Annotated in this window: 18 protein-coding genes; 4 read left to right on the top strand and 14 right to left on the bottom strand. The window is 33.1% G+C overall.

Translation table 11 applies throughout. The annotated features are described in order from the left end of the window. Positions 1–6: 6 nt before the first annotated feature. The 5 genes from polA to NSR03_RS04140 form a co-directional block, all read right to left on the bottom strand. A complete protein-coding gene (gene polA / locus NSR03_RS04160) occupies positions 7–2,637 on the bottom strand; it encodes a DNA polymerase I (RefSeq protein WP_064782840.1) in 2,631 nt (876 codons plus the stop codon). Between the two features lie 190 nt (positions 2,638–2,827). Further along, positions 2,828–4,522, bottom strand: a complete 1,695-nt coding sequence (gene pnpS, locus NSR03_RS04155) for a two-component system histidine kinase PnpS (protein ID WP_002512485.1) — start codon at positions 4,520–4,522, stop codon at positions 2,828–2,830. After that, positions 4,522–5,232, bottom strand: a complete 711-nt coding sequence (locus NSR03_RS04150; RefSeq protein WP_002507366.1) for a response regulator transcription factor — start codon at positions 5,230–5,232, stop codon at positions 4,522–4,524. The genes pnpS and NSR03_RS04150 overlap by 1 nt, the downstream gene beginning before the upstream one ends. Before the next feature lie 471 nt (positions 5,233–5,703). Next, positions 5,704–6,972 carry an NADP-dependent isocitrate dehydrogenase gene (gene icd, locus NSR03_RS04145; protein ID WP_021339085.1) on the bottom strand — a complete coding sequence of 423 codons (1,269 nt, stop codon included), beginning with the start codon at positions 6,970–6,972 and terminating at the stop codon, positions 5,704–5,706. 104 nt (positions 6,973–7,076) lie between these two features. Then, positions 7,077–8,195 carry a citrate synthase gene (locus tag NSR03_RS04140; RefSeq protein WP_021339084.1) on the bottom strand — a complete coding sequence of 373 codons (1,119 nt, stop codon included), beginning with the start codon at positions 8,193–8,195 and terminating at the stop codon, positions 7,077–7,079. A 356-nt stretch (positions 8,196–8,551) separates the two neighbouring features. On the opposite strand from NSR03_RS04140, the gene NSR03_RS04135 reads away from it, so the two are divergent. Further along, positions 8,552–9,916 (top strand): amino acid permease, encoded by a 1,365-nt coding sequence (locus NSR03_RS04135; protein ID WP_064782839.1) that lies wholly within the window; start codon positions 8,552–8,554, stop codon positions 9,914–9,916. 227 nt (positions 9,917–10,143) lie between these two features. Here the strand turns inward: NSR03_RS04135 and pyk are convergent, their stop codons facing one another. From pyk to NSR03_RS04095, 8 genes are all read right to left on the bottom strand, one after another. Further along, positions 10,144–11,904, bottom strand: a complete 1,761-nt coding sequence (pyk, locus tag NSR03_RS04130) for a pyruvate kinase (protein WP_002507362.1) — start codon at positions 11,902–11,904, stop codon at positions 10,144–10,146. 20 nt (positions 11,905–11,924) lie between these two features. Beyond that, a complete protein-coding gene (pfkA, locus tag NSR03_RS04125) occupies positions 11,925–12,893 on the bottom strand; it encodes a 6-phosphofructokinase (RefSeq protein ID WP_002507361.1) in 969 nt (322 codons plus the stop codon). A 337-nt stretch (positions 12,894–13,230) separates the two neighbouring features. Next, complete coding sequence (locus NSR03_RS04120; protein ID WP_021339082.1) at positions 13,231–14,175, bottom strand: acetyl-CoA carboxylase carboxyltransferase subunit alpha; 945 nt, start codon at positions 14,173–14,175, stop codon at positions 13,231–13,233. Further along, positions 14,168–15,034: an acetyl-CoA carboxylase, carboxyltransferase subunit beta gene (gene accD, locus NSR03_RS04115; protein ID WP_002507359.1), complete on the bottom strand. Its 867-nt coding sequence runs from the start codon at positions 15,032–15,034 to the stop codon at positions 14,168–14,170. Before accD ends, NSR03_RS04120 begins: the two co-directional genes overlap by 8 nt. 80 nt (positions 15,035–15,114) lie before the next feature. After that, a complete protein-coding gene (locus tag NSR03_RS04110; protein WP_021339081.1) occupies positions 15,115–16,347 on the bottom strand; it encodes an NAD(P)-dependent malic enzyme in 1,233 nt (410 codons plus the stop codon). Positions 16,348–16,602: 255 nt separating this feature from the next. Continuing rightward, positions 16,603–19,806, bottom strand: a complete 3,204-nt coding sequence (locus NSR03_RS04105; RefSeq protein ID WP_069801594.1) for a DNA polymerase III subunit alpha — start codon at positions 19,804–19,806, stop codon at positions 16,603–16,605. Positions 19,807–19,827: 21 nt separating this feature from the next. Continuing rightward, complete coding sequence (locus tag NSR03_RS04100; protein ID WP_021339079.1) at positions 19,828–20,763, bottom strand: DHH family phosphoesterase; 936 nt, start codon at positions 20,761–20,763, stop codon at positions 19,828–19,830. A gap of 36 nt (positions 20,764–20,799) precedes the next feature. After that, positions 20,800–22,092, bottom strand: a complete 1,293-nt coding sequence (locus NSR03_RS04095) for a DRTGG domain-containing protein (RefSeq protein ID WP_021339078.1) — start codon at positions 22,090–22,092, stop codon at positions 20,800–20,802. Positions 22,093–22,320: 228 nt separating this feature from the next. Between NSR03_RS04095 and NSR03_RS04090 the strand changes: the two genes are divergently transcribed. Next, on the top strand, positions 22,321–22,734 hold the full coding sequence (locus NSR03_RS04090; protein ID WP_002507354.1) for a universal stress protein: 414 nt from the start codon (positions 22,321–22,323) through the stop codon (positions 22,732–22,734). Positions 22,735–22,952: 218 nt separating this feature from the next. On the opposite strand, the gene NSR03_RS04085 is transcribed toward NSR03_RS04090, so the two are convergent. Further along, positions 22,953–23,642, bottom strand: a complete 690-nt coding sequence (locus tag NSR03_RS04085; RefSeq protein ID WP_021339077.1) for a metal-dependent hydrolase — start codon at positions 23,640–23,642, stop codon at positions 22,953–22,955. A 207-nt stretch (positions 23,643–23,849) separates the two neighbouring features. Between NSR03_RS04085 and NSR03_RS04080 the strand changes: the two genes are divergently transcribed. After that, entirely contained in the window at positions 23,850–24,902 is a 1,053-nt protein-coding gene (locus tag NSR03_RS04080; RefSeq protein ID WP_021339076.1) for a M24 family metallopeptidase, read from the top strand. Then, the gene (locus NSR03_RS04075) at positions 24,899–25,528 is read left to right on the top strand and encodes a copper homeostasis protein CutC (RefSeq protein ID WP_002507351.1); all 630 of its coding nucleotides are present in this window, start codon (positions 24,899–24,901) and stop codon (positions 25,526–25,528) included. The genes NSR03_RS04080 and NSR03_RS04075 overlap by 4 nt, the downstream gene beginning before the upstream one ends. Positions 25,529–25,632 lie beyond the last annotated feature (104 nt).

The raw sequence follows: 25,632 nt of genomic DNA, 5'->3' as shown, positions 1-25,632 counted from the left end.
TTCTTTCTATTTTGCATCGTACCATGTTTGACCATAGCTAGATTCAACTTTTAATGGCACATCTAACTCTATCGCATTATCCATAATCTTTTCAATGAATTTTTCAAACGCTTCTACTTCTTCTTTAGGTACTTCAAAAATCAATTCATCGTGCACTTGTAATAATAGTTGTGCATGGAAATCTGTTTCTTTAACTTCATTTGCAAAATTAACCATGGCTAATTTAATAATATCTGCAGCTGTACCTTGAATTGGTGTATTCATTGCAGTTCTTTCTGCAAAACCTCTCAAATTAAAGTTTCTACTTGTGATATCTGGTATATATCTACGACGATGTAATAACGTTTCAACATAGCCCTGAGCTTTGCAGTCTTTAACAATATCTTCCATATATTGTTTAACCCCAGGGAAACTATCTAGATAATCATCAATAAATTGTTTCGCTTGTTTTCTTGTTATGCCTAAACTCTGGCTTAGACCATAATCGCTTATGCCATAAACAATTCCGAAATTTACTGCCTTCGCTTGCCTACGCATCGTGCTATCAACGTCATCTGGTTGTACATTGAATACTTTCATAGCTGTAGCTGTGTGAATGTCTTCATCATTAATAAATGCTTGTTTCATACTTTCATCTTGCGTGATGTGCGCCAATACTCTTAATTCAATCTGCGAGTAATCGGCTGCAAATATGACATTGTTTTCGTTTGTAGATTTAAAAGCTTTTCTGATTTTTCTACCTTCTTCTAAACGAATAGGTATATTTTGTAGGTTAGGATCAATAGATGACAATCTACCAGTTTGTGCAAGTGTTTGGTTAAAGCGTGTATGGATACGATTATCCTCAGCGATCACTTTTTGCAATCCTTCTACATACGTAGACTGTAATTTAGCAAGTTGTCTATACTCAAGGATATGCTCAATAATAGAATGTTCACCTTGTAATTGTTCTAACACATCTACTGCTGTGGAATAACCTGTCTTCGTTTTTTTAATTACAGGTAACTCTAATGTTTCAAATAATACAACACCTAACTGTTTTGGTGAATTGATATTAAATGGCTCTCCTGCAGCTTCATGTATATTTTTTATTAACACATCTAATTTACTTTGAATCTCTTTTTCCATTTCTTTTAAATCATTAGCGACTGTATAAATACCTGTTTCTTCCATTTCACTTAAAATACGTGCCAATGGTAATTCTAAATCATTTAGTAAATCTGTTTGATTATATTCATCTAGTTGCTTTGCCATTTTGGGCTTAATTGCACTAATTGCTTCTATAATGGTTGCTACATGGTGATTCAGAACATCATCTTCAGGCAATTGTCTTTTTTTGCCTTTACCATAAACAGCGATGGTTTGTTGTACATAATATTGACCATAATTCGTAACAACTGAATTGACATCATCTATTGTACGTGATGGGTCAATAATATAACTTGCTAACATCACATCAAACACAATGTGTTTAATCGCAATATCTAATCTATGTGCAACAACATATGATTTTTTAGCATCATATACATTCTTTTCTGTAGTACTATCTTCTAACCATGCAATAAGTGCTGGATAATCATGCATCTTATGTGCATCAATAACAACATGGTGCGTGCCATCATATAAAGCAAACTTTAATATGTCATCTTTTAAGTAATTAGAACCATCTAACTCAAAATGTATAGATGCAGCGTCTAAGTTGTTAAAATCAACCTGTGCAAAATCACTTGCTATATTGATTTCCATTTCTTCCACACTTGAGCTACTGCCATCAACGTCTATTTGGTCTAACAACTGTTTAAACTCTAATTTTTTAAATAATTCAATTTTATCATTTGTATCTGGATTTTCTTGCAATTTAGTCTCGTTTAAAGATACTTCAATTGGACTTTCACAATTAATTGTCGCAAGTTCCTTACTCATTAAGGCATCATCTTTGCTATTTTCAAGTTTCTCTTTTAATTTCTTCCCAGAGACTTCATCTAGATGTTCGTAGACATTTTCCACATTTGAAAATTGTTTCAATAATTTAATCGCTGTTTTTTCACCAACACCTGCAACACCTGGAATATTGTCTGAAGTGTCACCCATTAAGCCTTTCATATCAATAATTTGTTCAGGTACCAAACCATCATATTTTTCTGAAATAAATTCCGGTGTGTAATGATCAACATCTGTCACACCTTTTTTAGTGTAATAGATTGTAACGTCATCTGTAGCAAGTTGTGTTAAATCTCGGTCACCAGTTACAATAATTGTTTGGAATTTTTCTTCATTTGCTTGTTTACTTAGCGTACCGATAATATCATCCGCTTCATAATTCTCTAACTCATAACGTTTAATTTGATAAGCATCTAATAATTGTCTGATATAAGGAAATTGTTCACTTAATTCAGGCGGTGTTTTTTGACGTCCACCTTTATACTCACTATATTGTGAGTGTCTGAACGTGGTCTTTCCAGCATCGAATGCAACTAAGAAATGTGTGGGCTGTTCTTCTTTTATAATTTTTTCAAGCAACATCGCAAAACCATACACGGCATTGGTATGAATACCTGCCTTATTTTGTAACAATGGCAAAGCGTAAAAAGCTCTAAAGCTAAGACTGTTACCATCAACTAAGATTAATTTATTCAATGTTTTAACCTCCAACACATATTTACTATCCATTTTATCACAAATTATAACTCTACCCGTATTGATACGACATATCTTCTGGTTTTCATTGCAATATAAAAAAATCGACCTAACAACATAAAGTTAATTAGATCGACTATCATTTTAATTTTGTATAAAATCACACAACAATTATAAATTTAAAGTATACTTATTCTGTTTCAAAAAATGTAATTCTAAATGTTGATCCTTCATTCGGACTACTAATTACATTAATTCTACCATTATGGGCTTCCATAATATGTTTTGTAATAGACAATCCTAAGCCTGTGCCACCTGAATCTCTACTACGTGCTTTATCTACTCTATAAAAGCGTTCAAAAATATGTTTTTGGTCTTCTTCACTTATACCCATACCGAAATCTTCTACTTCTAGTATACGCTTATTGCCCTCTTTATATACACGCACAATAACTTCATCCGATTCCTTAGAGTAACTAATTGCATTGGATAGTAAATTGATAACAACTTGTGAAACTTTATCATTATTTGCATCAATGACAATATCAGGTGTCACTTCATTAACAATTGTTATATCTTTACTTTCAGCAATCGTCTGCATATTTTTAATCGTTAGTTCCGCAATGTCAGACAAACTAATATATTCAGTTTCTATTTCAGATTGTTGTTCGACATGAGATAAATCTAGTAAATCAAAAACTAAGGTTTCTATGCGATTAGATTCTTTAGAAATGATTTGTAAAAAATCATCTAATGCCTGTTCATCATTTTTTGCCCCATCTAGTAATGTTTCAGCAAATCCTTTTATTGAAGTAATAGGTGTTTTTAATTCGTGTGATACATTTGCTACAAATTCACGACGTAAATTTTCAAGCTTTTTAAGGTTTGTGATGTCATGCATAACAATAACCATGCCATATAAATTTTTCTTAGTTTTTGACAAAATTGGTACGCAAGCAGTATCAAAATATTTCTGATGCACTTGATCTATGGTTAATTCTACTTGATCATAAATAGGTTTTTCTACTTTAAACGCATCAACAATAAGTTTTTGGATTTTAACATCGATAAACTCAACATAACTTTTATGCTCTACTGCTTCTTCAGGCGTAAATAACTCATAATATGCTTTATTTGCTACAACAATTTCACCATATTTATCAATCATTAATATGGAACTCGGAATACTTTCTACAGTTGTTTTTAGCCTATTGGATTGTAGCTTTTGCTTATGATTTAAACGTTGTAAACGTCTAGCTAATTCATTTGTAGTAACGAACAACTCTCTCGTCTCTTTTACGTTGCTCTCTGGCACCCTCACATGATAATACCCCTCAGCCAAAAGGTTCGTGGCATACGTTACTTCATTAATAGGTCTTATATACGTTCTATTGATACTTCGAACGACAAAGAAAATAATCACTAAAACAATTAAACCAATTAAAGCCGTGTATTTCCACAGTTCAATTTGTAATTCTAAGATTTCATTATTTACACCACTAATCAAAACATCTTTATCTTTGATTGAAGTCTTGAATGTATATCTTCGATCATCAGCTACTTTATCATAAATTAAGTTCGAAGGAATAGCATCATTTCTTATATCTTCATTTATCTCAGTTCCTTGTTTTGTGGACAACAAGACATCGTTACCTTTTTCAATAACTACAGTATATTTTTCACTTTCAGCAATATCTTTGATTTCAGCTATTTTATCATGGTTGTACAAACTAACGAAATGCTCTGAACGATGCTCTAGGTCCCCTTCTTGACCCGTAGTAACCGTGTTATAAATAACATGTGTTATGATTGCGCCTAACATAATAAAGCTAATGATAACGATGGTACATAATAAAAATAAGAGGCGGTGATGAAACTTCAGCATTAAACCTTAGGTCTCTCCAACTTATATCCTAAACCTCGTACTGTTTTGATAAGTTTAGGTTGTTTTGGGTTTTCTTCTAATTTATCTCTTAAATGACTAATATGTACATCCACAATTCTAGAGTCACCCGCGAATTCATAATTCCATACTGAATTTAACATATGTTCACGTGTGATCACTCTACCCTGTCTTTCGATAAGATATAATAACAGTTCAAATTCTTTTGGTGTTAATTCTAATAATTCATCTTCTCTATACACTTCAAAATATTCTGGTCTAATTCTGATTGAACCAATAAGTATGTCATCTTCATCATTTTCAATTTGAGCTGCTTCTGTAACCATCGCAGATCTTCTTAAAATAGCTTTGACTCTTGCTACTACTTCTCTTGGTGAAAATGGTTTAGTCATGTAATCATCTGCACCAAGTTCTAGTCCTAGTACACGATCAAATTCATCATCTTTAGCTGTCAGCATTAAGATAGGTACAAGATTTTTATCAGAACGAATCGTTTTACAAACTTCTATTCCATCTTTTTTTGGAAGCATGACATCTAACACAACTAATTCGGGATTTGTAGCATTGACCTTCTCCAGTGCTTCTTCTCCATCATAAGCTACATCCACTATATACCCAGCTTGTTCTAAATTATATTTTAATAAGGTTACGATTGATTGCTCATCATCTACTACAAGTACTTTTTGTGACATAGTATACCTCCATATTTGTGTTTACAAATTAATTATAACTTATATTTAAATAAAAATAACATACTTTAAATTCTTTTCACATAAACTTTACAATACCTAGAATAAAGGATCAAATTAAGTATTCATGAATTTAATGTAATTGTGATGTTAACAATCTGTTGCGCTGTTGATTTCATTTCACTGATTTTTTTAAAAATCATACGTTAACAAAATCTTAACATTTAATTAACAACATGAACACTTATATCATTGAAAATATGCAATCCAGAGAAATTGTTCGAGTTAATATACATCAAACAACGTTCTTAAATTTACAATTTACATTAAAAAATGTGGATTAAATGCTATTTGTGAGGCACTTTTTACTAACTTATGAAAATCACAAAAAAATACCAACAAAATCCTAAGATATTGTTGGTATTTTTAAAATCAATTCGTATTGAATCTTTAAAGACTCAATACGAATTTGGATTATTTGATGTTTTTAATAAGTTCATCTGCAAACTCAGAAGTAGAAACTTCTTTAGCACCGTCCATTAAACGAGCAAAGTCGTAAGTTACCACTTTAGAAGCAATTGTTTTCTCAATTGATTCAGTGATCTTATCTGCAGCTTCTTGCCATCCTAAGTGTTCTAACATTAATGTTGCACTTAAAATTTCAGATGATGGGTTAACTTTATTTAATCCTGCATATTTTGGAGCTGTACCATGTGTAGCTTCAAAAATAGCATGACCTGTTTCATAGTTAATGTTTGCACCAGGTGCAATACCAATGCCGCCAACTTGTGCTGCTAACGCATCAGATACATAGTCACCATTTAAGTTCATTGTAGCTACTACATCATGATCTGATGGACGTGTTAAAATTTGTTGTAAGAAAATGTCAGCAATTGAATCTTTAACGATAATTTTGCCTTCTTTTTCTGCTTTTTCTTGCGCTTCGTTTGCTTTGTCTTTACCTTCTTTTTCAACAATTTCATCATATTGCTGCCAAGTAAATACTTTATCACCAAATTCGTTATGTGCTAAGTCATAACCCCATTGTTTAAATGCGCCTTCAGTAAATTTCATGATATTACCTTTGTGCACTAATGTTAATGATTTACGATTATTTTCTAAAGCATATTGTATAGAAGCACGTACTAAACGCTCTGTACCTTCTTTAGAAACTGGTTTCACGCCAATACCTGATGTTTCTGGGAATCTAATATTTTTAGCGCCCATTTCATTTTGTAAGAATTCAATTAATTTCTTAACTTCAGGTGTGCCTTCTTGGAATTCGATACCAGCATAAATGTCTTCAGTATTTTCACGGAAAATAACCATATCAGTGTCTTCAGGACGTTTAACTGGTGATGGAACGCCTTGGAACCAACGTACTGGACGTAGACATGTAAATAAATCTAATTCTTGACGTAAAGCAACGTTAAGTGAACGGATGCCGCCACCAATTGGTGTTGTTAAAGGACCTTTAATAGCAATTAAATATTCATTAATCGTATCAAGTGTTTCTTTAGGTAACCACTCGCCAGTTTCATCGTAAGCTTTTTGTCCAGCTAATACTTCTTTCCATTCGATTTTCTTTTCACCGCTATAAGCTTCTTCAACCGCTGCATCGATTACTCTGCTAGCCGCATTCCAAATATCTGGTCCAATACCATCACCAATAATAAATGGGATGATTGGATTATTTGGAACTGTTAAACCTTCTTGTGATTTTACTATTTTTTCTCCTGACATGTAAAAAAACCTCCGTGTTTTGTTTTTGATTAAATATTTTCTAAAAATATTGTTTGTACATTCATTATTACAATAAATATTTTAATAATGAATGATTAAACTTATTATCTTTTTTCTATTGGTTCATATTTTCTATCTGTTTCACCAATATACTCAGCTCTTGGACGCATAATTCTATTATCTCTATATTGTTCTAAGATATGTGCAATCCAACCAGAAGTTCTACTTACTGCAAAAATTGGAGTGAATAAATCATGTTCGATGTTCATACTATGATAAACGGTCGCACTAAAGAAATCCACATTGGCTATTAAGCCTTTTTCTTCTTTCATCTTATCAGCAATTTTAACGGAAATATCAAACAATTGACTTTGACCTGTTTCTGCTGTAATTTTTCTACTCATTTCTTTTAAGTATTTCGCTCTTGGATCACCATCTTTATATACGCGGTGTCCGAAGCCCATAATCTTTTCTTTATTTTCAATTTTTTTATCGATGTAATTATCAACTTCATCAATTGATTTCACTTCAGATAACATGCTCATGACACGTTCATTTGCCCCACCGTGAAGTGGACCTTTCAATGAACCAACTGCAGCAACAATACCTGAATACATATCGGATAATGATGAAACAGCACATCTTGCTGTAAATGTTGAGGCATTTAACTCATGGTCTGCGTGTAATACAAGCGCTTTGTTAAACGCTTCGACTTCGATATCTGTAGGCAATTCTCCTCTTAACATATATAAGAAGTTACCAGCATAATTTAAATCGCTATTTGGTTTTACAACATCTTTACCTTCTCTAACTCTTGCATATGCTGTAACAAGAGAAGCTATTTTAGCTTGAATACGTATCGCACGCTCCATTGTTTGTTCATCGCTTTCAGTTTCAGCATGTTCATCAAAATGGGCAATATAAGACACAGATGTTCTTAACGCTGTCATTGGATGCACGTTACTAGTAGCGTATTCTTTAAAGTGGCTATACACTCTAGGATTTAATGTCATGTATCCAAAAAGTTTTTCTTTTAATTCTTTTAATTCTTCTTCATTAGGTAATCGGTAGTGCCATAACAAGAAGACAACTTCTTCAAACTCAGCATTTTGAGCTAAATCATCAATATCATAACCTGCATATGTTAATTGACTATCAATGATAGAACTTACTTTAGTTTGAGATGCAATTACCCCTTCTAAACCTTTTTGTAACTCTGCCATATATAAATTCCCCTTTTCTATTTCGTTATGAAATGGCTTTCATTAACCATTATATCCAATTTCGTCCCTTTTGTGAATATTTAAAGTTTAATCCTCTTGCCAGAACACTAAGAAATAAGTATTTGTTTATATACCCTTAAAACACATCATGATATTAAATGGTGTTATAAACTCATTCTAGTATGTAAAGCCTTACAGTTCAATTTTAATTACTTTTCATTTGGTTATCATTATTAATAACTAATTATTAATGTAGTTTTACCCTTAATTTTTTTATGGTTCAGTTAAAAAACAGTTGTAATATTTTAAAGACAGTTGCATAATAATAAAACGACAAAATGAAGGAGTAGTAGATTATGTCAAACAATGAATTACAGAGAGAACTAAGCAACCGGCACATCCAGCTGATTGCAATTGGTGGCGCAATTGGTACAGGTCTGTTTTTAGGAGCTGGTCAAACAATCGCGTTAACTGGCCCTTCTATTTTACTTACATATATCATCATTGGTTTTATGCTATTTATGTTTATGCGTGGCTTAGGAGAAATGCTTGTAACAAATACTAATTTTAAGTCTTTCGCAGATGTCACGAATAAGTACATTGGTTCTTTTGCAGGTTTTGTGACTGGTTGGACTTATTGGTTATGTTGGATTATTACTGGTATGGCTGAGGTAACTGCAGTTGCTAAATATGTAAGTTTTTGGTTTCCTCACATTCCAAATTGGATCAGTGCATTATTCTGTGTACTTGTACTTATGTCACTTAATTTATTAAGTGCTAAACTATTTGGTGAATTAGAATTTTGGTTTGCAATCATTAAAATAGTAACGATTCTTGCTTTGATTGTTGTTGGTGCAATTATGATTATTATGGCCTATGACACACAATTTGGACATGCTTCATTATCTAATTTATACAATAATGGCATATTTCCTAAAGGTGTTAATGGATTTTTAATGTCATTCCAAATGGCTGTATTCTCATTTGTGGGTATCGAATTAATAGGTGTTACTGCAGGCGAAACTAAAGATCCGACTAAGACTCTACCGAAAGCAATTAATAGCGTTCCTTTACGTATATTAGTCTTTTATGTTGGTGCATTAGCTGTAATCATGTCAATCATCCCATGGAATGCTATAAATCCTGACGATAGTCCATTTGTTAGATTGTTCGCACTAATTGGTATTCCATTTGCAGCAGGCATTATTAATTTCGTTGTTCTAACTGCAGCGGCGTCTTCTTGTAACAGCGGCATTTTTTCTAACAGTCGTATGCTCTTTGGTCTTTCTAATCAAAAACAAGCACCGCCTTATTTTGCGTCAACGAATAAAAATGGCGTTCCGCACATTGCAATATTTGTCTCATGTGCATTACTGATGATTGCTGCTTTATTAAATTATATTGTCCCGAATGCGACACTCGTCTTCACTTATATCACCACTGTATCTACAGTGTTGTTTTTAGCTGTTTGGGCATTAATCATTGTTGCTTATATTAATTATACTAAACGTAACCCAGAAGCTCACAAACAGGCTAATTTTAAATTAGTAGGCGGTAAATATATGGGATATATCATCTTAATATTCTTCTTGTTAGTATTTTGTTTATTGTTCGTAAATGAAGTTACAAGAACAGCGGTATTTTTAACACCAATATGGTTCGTTATGCTAAGTTTAATGTACTTAAGATATAAAAAAGTAGCACGTACTCAAGGTAAATAAAAAACAGATATTTTCAAAATGAACTATCTATACACATTGCTTGCGAACCAATGTGTATAGATAGTTTTTATTATAATTAAAATCAAGAATACTTTGTTATTTCATATAAAGTTGAGTGAAAATTAAAAAGAGAGTTAATTGAATTTAAAATTCAATTAACTCTCAACTTCTTATATTATTTCAAACAGGAATTTACAACTACCTATTAGTTTATATTCGTAAATCTATTATAGAACGTTAGCATAACCTTCAAAGATTTTACCTTGATTTGCATCAATAGTAACTAAAACATCATTTTGTATTTCTTTAGTTGCGTTTTCAACACCAACAACTGTAGGAATACCTTTTTCTAAACCAATGATTGCACTTGGTGAAGTGATGCCATTTTCCTCTGTGATTAAACCAATTGCATTTTCAATATAAGGTACAAGTGTTTCGTCTACTGAAGACGTTACAATAATTGTTTCAGATAGATCTTTACCTTCTAACTCATTTGCATTATTAACAACAAGTGTTTGGCCAACAACTGAATTTCTACCAATACCTTGTCCTTTAGCAAGTTCATCTCCTACTAAATGTAATTTCATCATGTTAGTAGTACCTTTTTCACCTGTTGGAACACCAGCAGTGATAATAATTAAATCACCATTTTGAACTTTTTCAGTTTCAACTGCAGTTGCTACAGCATTATTTAATAATGCATCTGTAGTTTTACGTCCTTCTTTGATTACTGGATGAATTCCCCATACTAGAGCACATTGGCGTGCAGTTTCTGGATTAGGTGTTACTGCGATAATGTCTGATTGTGGACGATATTTAGAAATCGTACGAGCAGTTGAACCACTTTCTGTAGCAGCAACAATTGCTTTTACATTTAAGTTTAATGCTGTATGTGCAACTGAAACACCAATTGCGTTAACAAGTGACGTTTCTACTAATTTAGTGCGATCTGACAATAATTTTTTATAATCTTGTGCACCTTCAGCAGAAACTGCAATATTACGCATTGTTTTAACTGCTTCTTCAGGATAAAGTCCAGCAGCTGTTTCACCAGAAAGCATTACTGCGTCTGTACCATCATAGATTGCGTTGGCAACATCACTTGCTTCGGCACGTGTAGCACGTGGGTTTCTTTGCATAGAATCAAGCATTTGTGTCGCAGTGATAACAGGTTTGCCTAATTTATTACATTGTCTGATTAAATCTTTTTGCACCATAGGTACTGATTCTGGTGGAATTTCAACACCCATATCACCACGTGCAACCATTAAACCGTCTGAAACTTCAAGAATATCTTTGATGTTGTCAATACCTTCTTGGTTTTCAATTTTAGGTATAATGCTGATTGTTGTATTTTTTTGTGCTTCAAGTAATTTACGGATATCAAGTACATCACTTGGACGACGTACGAAACTAGCTGCGATGAAATCAACGCCTTCGCTAATACCAAAATTAATATCTTCAGCATCTTTATCAGTAATACCAGGTAAACTTACTTTAACGCCTGGTAAGTTTACGCCTTTTTTATTTTTTAATTCGCCAGTGTTTAATACATCACAAACAACTTCGCCATTATCTTTGTCGATACGTTTAACTTGTAATTCAATTAAACCATCATCTAATAAAATATATGAACCTTCTTCTACATCATTGATTAAATTATCATAAGTTACTGAGAATTTTTCAGGTGTACCTTCTACTTCTGTCATGCTTACGATGACTTCAGTATCTCTTTCAAGTTCAATACCGCCATCTTTCATACTGTGTGTACGAATTTCAGGTCCTTTAGTATCAAGTAAGATTGCAACAGTTTTACCTAATTTTTTAGATACTTTACGAATCGAGTCAATTCTTGCTTTATGTTCTGCATGATCACCATGTGAAAAGTTTAAACGTGCAACATTCATTCCGGCTTTCATTAATTTCTCAAGCATTTCTTCCGATTCTGACGCTGGTCCAATAGTACAAACAATTTTAGTTTTTCTCATTAATAATGCCTCCAAGTATTTTATATAGATAATTCATTTGTTAATTCATAAGTTTCAAAATCGAACTCATGTTGATCTGATCTAAATATTTCTTCAAATGGTGTATCAGTTAATTCATTATTACGGATTCCCACACCAATAGCAGTTTTCCCTTGTAATAATAAATCTACTGCATGACCACCTAAACGTGACGCTAACACACGATCTGCTCCACTTGGGCTACCACCACGTTGGATGTGACCCAATACAGAAACACGTGCATCAACATTAATATACTTAGTTAACTCTTGAGCGCAAGCCTCTCCAGACATACAACCTTCTGCTACCATGACGATTGAATGTTTTTTGCCTCTTTTAATACCATTATCGATTTTTTCAGCTACATCTTTGATGTCTGTTTCTACCTCTGGAACGATAATTGTTTCTGCACCTACAGACATGCCTGCCCACAATGCTAAGTCTCCACAATCACGTCCCATAACTTCTATAATAAAGGTTCTAGCATGACTCGATGCTGTATCACGGATTTTATCAACACAATCAATAATAGTGTTTAATGCTGTATCAAATCCAATTGTAAAATCTGAACCATTAATATCATTATCAATCGTACCAGGTATTCCAATTGTCTGGATTTCTTCACATTCTTCACTTATACGTTGCGCGCCTCTGTAACTACCGTCTCCACCGATAACTACAAGGCCTTCGATTCCTCTTTTACGTAAGTTTTCTATACCTTTCTTACGCATTTCTACTTCTTTAAATTCAGGACACCTTGCTGAATATAAAAAAGTGCCTCCGCGTTGAATTGTATCCCCAACAGAACCGAGTTCAAGCTTTTCGATATCATCGTTTAATAAACCTTGATAGCCTTGGTAAACACCATAGACTTCAATGTTATTAAAAATCGCTTTTCTAACTACAGCTCTTATAGCTGCGTTCATGCCTGGAGAATCTCCACCACTTGTCAACACTGCAATTTTTTTCATGACGACAAACCTTTCTAACATGTATTTCTTATTCTAAAAATACCATAAATAATACAATGGTGCCATTAAAATAAGGCTTTGTGCCAAATGTAAACGTTTTAAAGTAATCTAAACTATTAATTTATAAATAGTAAGCGTTTACTATAATTTTCGGCAAAAATGAAATGAGCGCTCTTATGTATTTACCTTTAAATTATATTTCTTAAACAATATATTTATTTTTTAAATAAAATAAATATTTGTGTTTACTCAATCTACTTCTCTACAACTATAAAAATGGCTGTGAAAAAATCTATCGTCATAGATTTTTTCACAGCTCATCTCAATATGTTTGATATTATTCGTGAAATGCTCCAATATTTCTAAATTTTGCATAACGGTCATCAACAAGTTGTTGTTTACTTAGCTGACTTAATTCTGCTAAATGATATTCAAAACCTTTCTTGATGTTTTGTGCTTGAATTTCAACATCATGGTGTGCACCACCTAATGGTTCTTTAATTACATCATCAGCTATATTGAGTTCACGTAAATCTTCAGCAGTAATCTTCATTGTTTCTGCAGCAATTTTTGCAAGATTACTGTCTTTCCATAACAGTGCAGAAGCACCTTCAGGTGAAATAACAGAATACGTACTATTTTCAAGCATCAATATACGATTTGTAATACCTAAACCTAAAGCTCCTCCACTACCACCTTCACCAATCACAATAGAAATGACTGGCACTGTTAACGAAGCCATTTCAACTAAGTTTCTAGCGATAGATTCACTTTGTCCACGTTCTTCTGCTGCTTTACCTGGATACGCACCTTTAGTATCGATAAAAGTAATAATAGGTCGATTGAATTTTTCCGCCTGTTTCATCAATCTAATTGCTTTTCTATAACCTTCTGGATGTGCCATCCCAAAATTACGATAAATATTATCTTTGGTATCTTTACCACGTTGTTGTCCAACTACAGTAACAGCTTGGCCATTCAAATAACCAATGCCACCAATCATTGCAGGATCATCTCTATAATTTCTATCACCATGAAATTCCATGAATGAATCAAATATATAAGGTATGTAATCTAAAGATGTAGGTCTTTCTTGTAAACGTGCTAATTGCACACGATCCCATGGTTTAAGGTTTGTATATACCTTTTCAGTCTCTCTCTCTAAAGAAGCTTCGAGCATATCAATTTCTTCTTGAAGATCTACATCATTCTTTTCTTGAGATTCTTTTAATGATTCAATTTTATTTTTTATTTCAAAAAGCGGCTTTTCAAAATCAAGCATTTGTTTTCACCTCTTGGTGCATTTTTAAGATATTAGATAACGTTGTTTTCATTTCTTTTCTATGTACTACTTTATCTAATTGACCATGTTCTAATAGAAATTCTGCAGTTTGGAAATCATCTGGTAATTTTTCATTAATAGTTTGTTCAATGACACGTCTTCCAGCAAATCCAATTAACGCTTTTGGTTCACTAAGATTAATATCACCTACAGAAGCAAAGCTTGCAGAAACACCACCTGTAGTTGGATTAGTGATGTAAGAAATATACAATAACCCCGCATCCGCGTGTTTCTTCAGTGTCACACTCGTTTTACCCATTTGCATTAACGATATAATACCTTCTTGCATTCTAGCTCCACCGCTTGCTGAAAATAAAATAAATGGCAAACGATTTTCAATACAATGCTCAATAATTCTACAAATTTTCTCGCCTACTACAGAACCCATGCTGCCCATTCTGAATCTAGCATCCATAACAGCAACACCATAACTTATACCTTCTAAATTTGCAGTTCCAGTCACTACTGCTTCGTTCAGCTCAGTTTTTTGTCGATCTTTTTGGATTTTTTCTTCATAACTTGGGAAGTCCAATGGGTTTGCCGAAGTCATGCCTCTATCAAATTCTTTAAATGTACCTTCGTCGGAAATAGCTTCAATACGTTTATAAGCTGTAAGTGCAATGTGATGATCACAGTTAAAGCAAACGTTTAAGTTTTCAGCTAATTCTTTCGTATACATAATTTTTTTACATTTAGGACATTTCGTCATAATACCTGCAGGAACATCACTTTGCTTTGAATCCGATACGGTCACGTACTTTTTCTTTTTACTACTTCTATTGAAAAAATCTTTAAACATTGGTAAACCTCCACATAAATATCGCAATCTTTCTCTACACTTAACTGTAAGTCACGTATTGAGTTCAGGATTAACGAATATTATTTATCTAAGTCTGTTAATTTCATTGTCTTTTCATAAATTTCCTCTGGATCCATATCATTTCTAGCAACGCCAGACTCCATTGCTGCTTTTGCAACTTCTCTAGCGACTGATGGTGCTACACGCTTATCAAACGGACCAGGAATACAATAATCAGGATTCAATTCTTCTTGATTAATTAAATTAGCAATTGCTTCAACCGCAGCCTGTTTCATTGCTTCATTAATTTGTGTTGCTTCTACATCTAAAGCACCTCTGAATATACCCGGAAATGCTAAGACATTATTAATTTGATTTGGAAAATCTGAACGGCCTGTTCCTATTACTTTTGCACCTGCTGCTTTTGCAACATCTGGCTGAATTTCTGGGTTAGGGTTTGCCATAGCAAAGATAATTGGATCATCAGCCATAGATTCGACCATCTCTTTTGTTAATAAATCTGCAACAGAAACGCCTATAAACACGTCAGCATCTCTGATGACATCATTTAAGCTACCCTCAATTTTCTCTCTATTAGTCCACTTAGCTACGTATGCTTTCGTATCATTCATACCGAAAGCACGATCTTCAAAAATAGCACCTTTAGAATCACACATAATCATATCTCTAACACCATAAGAATATAATAATTTAACAATAGCCATACCAGCTGCACCGGCACCATTAAGAACGACCTTAATGTCTGACAAATCTTTATCCACTATTCTTAAGGCATTGATCATACCTGCTACTGTAACGATTGCTGTACCATGTTGATCATCGTGAAATACTGGTATTTTAGTTTCTTTTTTCAAACGCTCTTCTATTTCAAAACAGCGCGGCGCTGAAATATCTTCTAAGTTAATGCCACCATAATTCGGTTCTAATAATTTCACAGTATTCACTATATCATTTGTATCTGTAGTATTTAATGCAATAGGCACACCATCGATACCAGAAAAACTTTTAAATAACACTGCTTTCCCTTCCATTACTGGGATACTCGCTTCTGCACCAATATTTCCTAATCCTAAAACAGCTGTACCATCTGTTACAACAGCTACAGTATTGCCTTTCATGGTATACTCAAAAACTTTTCGAGAATCTTCATGTATTTCTTTACAAGGCTCTGCGACACCTGGTGAATAAGCTAAACTTAATTCTTCTTTATTAGTAACTTGTACCTTAGGTGTTACTTCCAACTTTCCTTGATTTCGTCTATGCATTTCTAATGCTTCGTCTCTCAATGTCATGTAAATCTACCCCTTTACACTCAACTAGTATAAAAATCAGTTCATATATATTTTTATTACAATCTAACTTAAATTACAAATGATATTGCTAACAAGATGTCGATTTAACTCATACAGTTAATATTTGTAATAAAAATATATAGATTGATTTGACATTAAATAATTATTATTTTTAATTTAGTTAGAATTAAAACTGACGGCAAGTTTATGCTTAACCATCAGTTTACTATACCATAGTTCATAGCGCTATTAAAGTTAAATAATTCTTATATCCCAAGGGGAAAACCGTTGTATAAATGTATTTAATACGTCGTTATCACGTGTGATATAACCTATGATTTTGAACTTATTTTGCTCCTCTTGGAAATACTTAACAGGAATATAGTTACTATTTTCTGTTTGAGTTAAAAATTGCTTTAATTCTGTTTCATCGCTTAGGTTTCTAATTACAATTTGTTTCGCTTGTTCAAATGTACTCACTTCAAAAGCTTCAACCGTCTCTATCTGATTAATAATAAGCTGCTTCTTATTATTCCTATTTTCAAACTTACCTTTTAGGATAAATGTCTCATCCGTTTTCAAATCTGTTTCATATTTTTTGAATGTATCTGGAAAAACGACCCCATCCAAACTATTAACTCCATCATTTAGTGTTACAAAAGCCATATTTTGACCGTTTTTGGTACGTATACGTTTAATATTATCAATTTGAACAAAAATCGGTTGATTATCTCGTGCATTGGTAAGTTTATATATACCGAGATATTGCTTTTGTTCAAAAGCTTTTTCGACAGGGTGTGTTGAAACATAAAAGCCTAAATATTCTTTTTCATAATCACTCAATACTTTATCCGGCAATTCCTCTTTGTCTTCATATGTCGCTTTAGGCGTTAATACATCAAATATAAAGCCGTCTTGTTCAATATCAGATGAACTATCAAGTACTTGATCAATTGACTGTAGTAGTGTAGCACGATTTTTGCCAAAGGTGTCGAAAGCGCCTACTAATATGAGCGCTTCAAGTAATTTTCTAGATTTAATCCTTTTAGGAATACGTCTTGTAAAATCAAAAAAGTCTTTAAAATGCCCATTTGTTATGCGTTCATCAACAATTAACTTAACGCTTTGATAACCTACTCCTTTAATCGCACCGATTGACAAGTAGATACCCTGTTTAGTTGCTTTATAGAACCAGTGACTTTGATTAATATTCGGTGTTAAAATATTGATTGATTGATGCTTTGCTTCATCAATAATTTGCGCTGTCTTCTTCTCGCTTCCGATAGTATTGCTCAAAATATTAGCGTAAAAATAGTTAGGATAATGTACTTTTAAATAGCTCATAATATAAGCGATTTTAGAATAGCTTACAGCATGGGCACGTGCAAAGCCATAGTCTGCAAATTTTAGAATCAAATCAAATATTTGTTTACTTAAACTTTCATCGTAGCCATTTTTCAAAGCACCATCCACAAAGTGTTGACGTTCATTTTCTAATACAGCACGGTTCTTTTTACTCATCGCTCGTCTTAAAATATCCGCTTCTCCATAACTAAAGTTTGCGAACTTACTGGCAATTTGCATGATTTGTTCTTGATAAATGATAACGCCATAAGTGTTACTTAATATCGGTTGTAAATCACTATGCAAATATTGCACTTTAGATGGATTATGCCTTCTCGTAATATAGGTAGGTATTTCCTCCATAGGACCTGGTCTGTATAAAGACGTTACGGCTACAATATCTTCAAAATGTTCAGGTTGTAATTTTTTCAATACATTTCTAATACCATCTGATTCAAGTTGGAAAATACCTGTAGTATCACCTTGAGATAATAATTGAAAGACTTTGCTATCATCAAAAGGTATTTGCTCTATATCAATATGTGTATTCGTGTCTTTTTTAACTTGTTTCACAATTTGATGAATAATGGATAAATTCCGTAACCCTAAGAAGTCGATCTTCAACAATCCTATTCTCTCTGCTTCCGTCATCGTCCATTGTGTTAATAATCCAGTATCACCTAACGTCAATGGTGCATATTCATATAATGGGTGATCATTAATAATGATACCTGCAGCATGTGTTGATGTATGGCGAGGTAACCCCTCTAATTTTTTACTAATTTCAAACCATCGTTCATGCCTATGGTTTCGGTGTACAAACTGTTTAAAATCATTTTGTTCGTAAGCTTGATCTAAAGTTATACCTTGCTTGTGTGGTATTAATTTTGAAATTTCATTCAAAGTAACCTCATCAAATCCCATAATTCTACCAACATCTCTAGCTACTGCTCTAGCTAACAAATGACCGAACGTTACAATACCAGCAACATGATTATCACCATATTTTTCCTGGACATATTGAATAACTTTATCTCTATGCGTATCTTCAAAATCAATATCAATATCCGGCATTGTTACACGTTCCGGATTAAGAAAACGTTCAAACAATAAATTATATTGTATAGGATCAACCGTAGTAATATTTAAAAGATAACTTACCAATGACCCTGCCGAAGAACCACGACCAGGTCCTACTAATACATCATGCGTTTTCGCATAGTGTATTAAATCACTTACTATAAGAAAGTAATCTTCAAACCCCATGCGAGTAATGACTTGATACTCATGAACAAGTCTTTCTCTATAAGTGTCGAATTGGTTATGATTTAAATTAAGTTGATTTAAGTTTTCTTGTAATACTTGCCATAAATAATCTTTTGATTGCTGATTATCCGGCGTTTTAAATTTAGGTAATAAAGACTGATGATATATCATTTCAGCCTGGCATACTTTTGCAAGTTGATTTGTGTTATCTAGCACTTCCTTACTTAAATGAAGTGTAGTCAAATCGCTATAATCGTATAAATGTGCATTATAATCAGGTTGTTCACTCACTAAATCTAATTTAGCGTTATCCCTGATGGCAGCGAGCGCAGTAAGCGTATCAGCATCTTGTTGGTTAAGATAACGTGTACTTTGAGCCCAAACCATTGGTAATTCCAATGTTACTTCACTCGTATGATTTACATAAACATGTGTATCATCAGTAAAATTAGCTACAATAGCTTCATTTGATGATGATACATCTTTAAAAATAACAACAATATGCTGTAGATATTTTTTCAGCCACTCTATAGGTGTTTCAGTTTTTTCTTTCATTTTTATAGCAGACGACAGCTTAAACATATCTTTTAGTCCTTGCTCATTTTGCGCTAGCACTATCGTTTCCACTGACTCTAAACCATCTGTCACAAAAATCGTCATACCGAAAATAGGATGAATATTTGCTGCAATACACGCGTCATAAAATTGTGGGTAACCGTATAAGACATTTGTGTCTGTAATCGCTAACGCGGTGTACCCTTCTTTAGCGGCCTTAGCAACAACATCTTTTATTCTCAAACTAGAATGTAATAAGTCGTATGTTGTATGAATATTTAAATGCGTAACCATCAGCAAACACCTCCTATATACTTACAACTTATTATTTAAAGCTTCAGCCAATGACTTAAATTCATTCCAGTTTGCAACAGAAACACCTGATGCATTTGGATGGCCTCCACCACCAAATTCACTTGCAATATCATTAATCACAATGCCTTTTGAGCGGATGCGACATCTTATTTCAGTGCCTTCATCAACAGCAAAGACCCATATCTTCAAGCCTTGAATATCTGCAATCGCATTTACAAATAATGAAGCTTCGTTAGCCGCAATATGAAACTGCTTAAGCACATCTTGTGTAATAATTATTTTACAAAATCCATTTTCATCTAACTCAAAGTTCTGTAATACATATCCTTGGAAGGGTAAGAGTTTCGGGTCTTTTTCGCCCATTTGATTAAGCTCTTCATTATGATTAAATGGATATTTGAGTAACTGGCTTGCAACTTCCATCGTATGGGACGTCGTATTATTAAATAAGAAACGACCTGTATCACCAACAATTCCTAAATATAGTACGCGTGCAACAGAGGCATCTATCACTGTTGTGTCATTAAAATGCGCAATAAAGTCAAAGATAATTTCACTTGTAGAAGAAGCCTGTGCATTCACATAATTAATATCACCATATTGATCCACTGCTGGGTGATGGTCGATTTTAATTAGGGAACGACCTTTATTAAAGCGCTCATCACTAATCCTTGGTGAATTAGCCGTATCACAAACAATCACTAATGCATCTTTGTATTGTTCATCTGTAATTTCGTCAAAAGTTCCAATAAAATCTAACGAAGGCTCTGCTTCCCCAACTGCAAATATGTTTTTTTCTGGAAACTTTAATGTTAAATAGTGTTTCAAACCAAGCTGTGAACCATAAGCATCTGGATCAGGTCTGACATGTCTATGTATAATAACTGTTTCAGCTTCGTTAATTTCACTCATAATTTGATTGAATTCTTTAGTCATTTATATCTTCCTTTTCATTAGTTATATAAAATTCGTTTAGTCTATCATCTGGCAGATAATCATTGCTTTCGCTACATGATGCTCATCAGTAGACATTGTCACTTCTAATTTAGCAAAGTTTCTTCCTACATCTAACATATCATAATGCACATCGATTTCTGATTCGATTTGTACTGTCTTAATATATATGATGTTCAAACTTTCTATCATGACTTCAAGTTTTTTTAACTTTCTCATTTCATAGCGTACTGTTTCTTCAATTATAGCGACAAATACAGCTTTACTTAAAGTACCATATTGATTCGTTAATAACGGGGTTGTTTGTACTTGAATACCATTATTTGTAATGTTGATATGTTTTGCAATTTGATCATTAATAGTTTCTCCCACTTGAGGTTGTCGACTTAATAATTGCATCGCTGTTAATACATCTTTTCTCGTTATAACACCTATAAGTTTTTTGCTACTTGTAGTCACTGGTAACAGTTCTATACCTTCCCAAATCATCATATGGGCACAGTTTGCTACTGTGGTAGTTAATTGGACATTTATAGGTGCCTTCGTCATAAACTGAGCTATCGTGTCATAATCATCCATTTTAATAATTTCTTTGCTCGTAATAATACCTACTAATTTCCATTGTTCATCAATAACTGGAAATCTTGAATGTCCAGTAGCTCTTGCTTTTTCTTTATAATCAATCAACTTCATATTTTCAAAGATTACTGTGCTCTCTTTCACTGATTTTACAATATCTTCAACGACCAATATTTCTTTACGAATCATTTGGTTATACATTGCTCTATTAATGATGTTTGCTACTAGATATGTGTCATAATTAGAAGAAAGTATTGGTAGATCATGTTCATCCGCATACTTTATAATTTCATCAGAAGTTCTAAAACCACCTGTAATCAGCACCGCACTTCCTCTTTTTAAAGCTGCTAATTGTACATCTTTACGATTACCAACAATTAATAATGTATGCGTACTTAAATATTTTACTACATCGTCTATCTCCATCGCACCTATGGCAAACTTGGTTAGTGTTTTAATTAAACCGTTTCTGCCACCTAACACTTGACCGTCTATAATTTTTACAATTTCACCAAATGTAAGTTGTTCAATTTGTTCGCGCGTTTTCTTTTCTATGCGAACAGTACCTACGCGGTCAATTGTTGCTACCAAGCCAATTTGACCAGCATCTTTAATCGCTCGGTAAGCTGTACCTTCAGATACACTTAAATCCTTCGCTACTTTTCTAACAGAAATTTTTTGTCCTACTGCTAGAGATTCTATATATGATAAAATTTGCTCATGCTTTGTCATTTAAATAACCTCATTTTTATTGAACAGTTTCTATGCCATTATAACTTCTTATATCTAAAATTGCGATGTCACAATTCAAATTATGGTAGATTATAACTTTATAATGTTGAACTGCACCTTTTAAATAATATAAATAATTCTTTTTAAGAAATTAATATGTAAGATTTTATATTATAATTGGATTTATCAAGGAATTTTGATTAGAATGATATCAAGGAGGGATGAACAATGTTCAAAAATATTTTACTTGGTGTAGATACAACACTTACTAACGAAAAAGCACTTAAAGAAGTATCAAAATTAGCAGGTGAAGGAACGACGGTCACTATTTTAAATTCAATTAGTGAACAAGATGCACAATCATCAATTAAATCTGGTATTCATTTAGATAAATTAGTTGAAAAGCGCAGCAAAGGACTTGAGCCAACACGTAAGGCTTTAGATGAATATGGCATCAAATATGATGAAATTATTGTTCGTGGCAGTGCCAAAGAACAACTAGTTAAACAAGCAAATAGTGGCAAATATGAAATCGTCGTACTCAGTAACCGCAAAGCTGAGGAAAAGAAAAAATTTGTCCTTGGTAGCGTCAGCCATAAGGTGGCGAAAAGAGCAAACATCCCTGTTCTTATTGTAAAATAATATAAAACTCAAACACCTTTGTATTAATTTGAGTTTATCATCTAAACAAACCTAGCGCACAAATGCATTGGGTTTGTTTTTTTAGTTTATATTCTTAAAAATTTGAAATATAAATGAATGCTTAGAATAATTCTTATAAATAAACATAAAAATGTCGACAAAATAATGAAATTTTGTCGACATTTTATTTTATTATGAATTCTAATCCATTAAAGGTTTTAAAATTTAACTGATTCTCCAGGTTTTAAAATTTGTACCTCTCCTACCGTAACAGAAGATTTAAATTCATTTGGATCTTGTTCAATCAATTCAAATGTATCATAGTGCACAGGTACAGTAATTTTAGGTTTTATAAATGTGTTGATTGCATAACTTGCATCATCGATACCCATAGTAAAGTTATCACCAATAGGTACAAAACAAACATCCACAGGATGACGTTCTGCAATTAATTTCATATCGCTGAATAATCCTGTATCTCCAGTGTGATAAATTGTTTTGCCTTCAACTTCTATAATAACCCCCATCGGCATGCCAAGATAAACTGGAATACCATTATCGTCAGTTAAACTTGAACTGTGAAAAGCTTGTACAAATTTCACTGTACCAAATTCAAATTCAACTTTACCACCAATGTTCATTGGTCTTACATTTTCAACATTTTTATTTGTAGTTAAATAATCACCCAGTTCTGCCGAACCAATTACAGTTGCATTATTTCTATTAGCTAATTCGACTGTATCTCCGAAATGATCACCATGACCATGCGTTAAAATGATATAGTCTACTTCTATAGCATTTGCATCTAAATCTGACTGACCATTGCCAGTAATAAATGGATCTACAATTACTTTTTTACCGTTCGCTTCAAAATAAATCGTTGATTGTCCATGAAATGATAAGTTCATTATATGAATTCCTCCCATAAATCTGTTTATTTACTACATACCACATTCATGCCATTTTATAACATATCCGTTCATTTTATATAGCGCTTTTATGCATATTTTTAAAACATTTAGCTAAAATAGCATCATTATAACATTTTATTTTTGAATTCCGTAATGAACTAACATAAACTTAGAATGATAGTATTTTTAGGAGGATGATGATAAATGAAATTAGAACAGATTACCGCAGAATTAAAATCACAACAAGCTGGAGCAGCATGGATTACAACACCATTAAACATTTTTTACTTTACAGGCTATTTAAGTGATCCTCATGAACGTTTACTCGCATTATTAATCAAAGAAAATGGTGAACAAGTATTATTTTGTCCACAATTAGAAGTTGATGAAGTAAAATCCTCTCCTTTTGAGGGCGAAGTAATTGGATATTTAGACACAGAAAATGCATTAGACAAATATACGTTCACTGTAAATAAATTATTAGTTGAAGCTGAACATTTAACAGTAAAACGTCAACGCGAACTCGTTGAAGCATTTAATGTACAAACTTTTGGTGATATTGACCAAACAATTAAAGACTTACGTAATGTTAAAAGCGAAAATGAAATTGCTACTATTAAAAAAGCATGTGAACTTGCTGACAAATGTATTGAAATCGGTGTAGACTTTTTAAAAGAAGGTGTCACGGAACGCCAAGTTGTCAATCATATTGAGAATGCAATCAAAGATTACGGTGTGAATGAAATGAGTTTCGATACGATGGTACTCTTCGGCGATCACGCTGCTTCACCACATGGTACGCCTGGTGATCGTCAATTACAAAAAGATGAATATGTACTATTTGATCTTGGTGTTATTTATAACAATTATTGTAGTGATATGACTAGAACCGTTAAATTTGGCGAACCAAATGATAAAGCTCAAGAAATATATAATGTTGTTTTGAAAGCTGAACAAGAAGCAATTGCAGCAATCAAACCAGGCGTTACAATTAAAGATGTAGATGATATTGCACGTAATATTATCAGTGATGCAGGTTATGGTGATTATTTCCCTCATCGTTTAGGACATGGATTAGGCTTAGAAGAACATGAGTATCAAGATGTTTCTAGTTCAAATACCAACCAATTTGTTGCTGGAATGGTTATCACTGTTGAACCAGGCATATACGTTCCCGGCGTTGCAGGTGTACGTATTGAAGACGATATTTTAGTAACTGAAGATGGTAATGAAAGTTTAACGGGTTACGAAAAATGATAAAAGAAGCGGTTGTTGAAACAATTCAACAAGTTGAACAAGCAATAAGCAATGGTGCTGATCGTATAGAATTATGTGATAATTTGAGTGTCGGAGGAACAACACCTAGCATCGGAATGATTGAAATCGCGACAGAAATTTGTCATACCAATGAGGTTGAAATCGCAGTAATGATTCGCCCGCGTGGTGGTAATTTCGTATATAATTTATATGATTTTGAAATCATGCAACGAGACATGAAAGCAATCAAACAACTTAACGTAGATTACTTTGTATTCGGATGTTTGACAGAGGATAATGTCTTAAATGAATGGCAAATGAAGACTTTGAACAACCTAGCATCACCTGTACCATCCGTGTGTCATATGGCGTTCGATGAAATTCATTTACATGGTCAAATCAAAGCGCTACATCAGCTGATTGATATTGGCTTTGTTAGATTACTTACACATGGTGGTCCATCAGGGACTGATATTTTCGATAATTTAAATCAACTCGGCAAGCTTGTGGTTAATACAGGCGGACGTATCGAAATCATGCCTGGTGGCGGGTTAAATAAAGATAATTTGCAAGATTTAATATCTTCTTTCCCTTTCCAAGAAGTACATGGTACAAGAATCGTTTAAAACTTGTCATTGATAGTTTAACTTCTTAAAACATAAGATCTTATAGAGTCAATAAAACAGGCTGGGACATAATTACATGTCTCAGCCTGTTTTATTATATTGGC

The organism is Staphylococcus sp. FSL W8-1207 (genome assembly GCF_038003745.1).
Taxonomy (GTDB): domain Bacteria; phylum Bacillota; class Bacilli; order Staphylococcales; family Staphylococcaceae; genus Staphylococcus; species Staphylococcus equorum.
The sequence above is the reverse complement of the archived record's forward strand: the minus strand, read 5'-3'. Positions and strand labels throughout refer to the sequence as shown.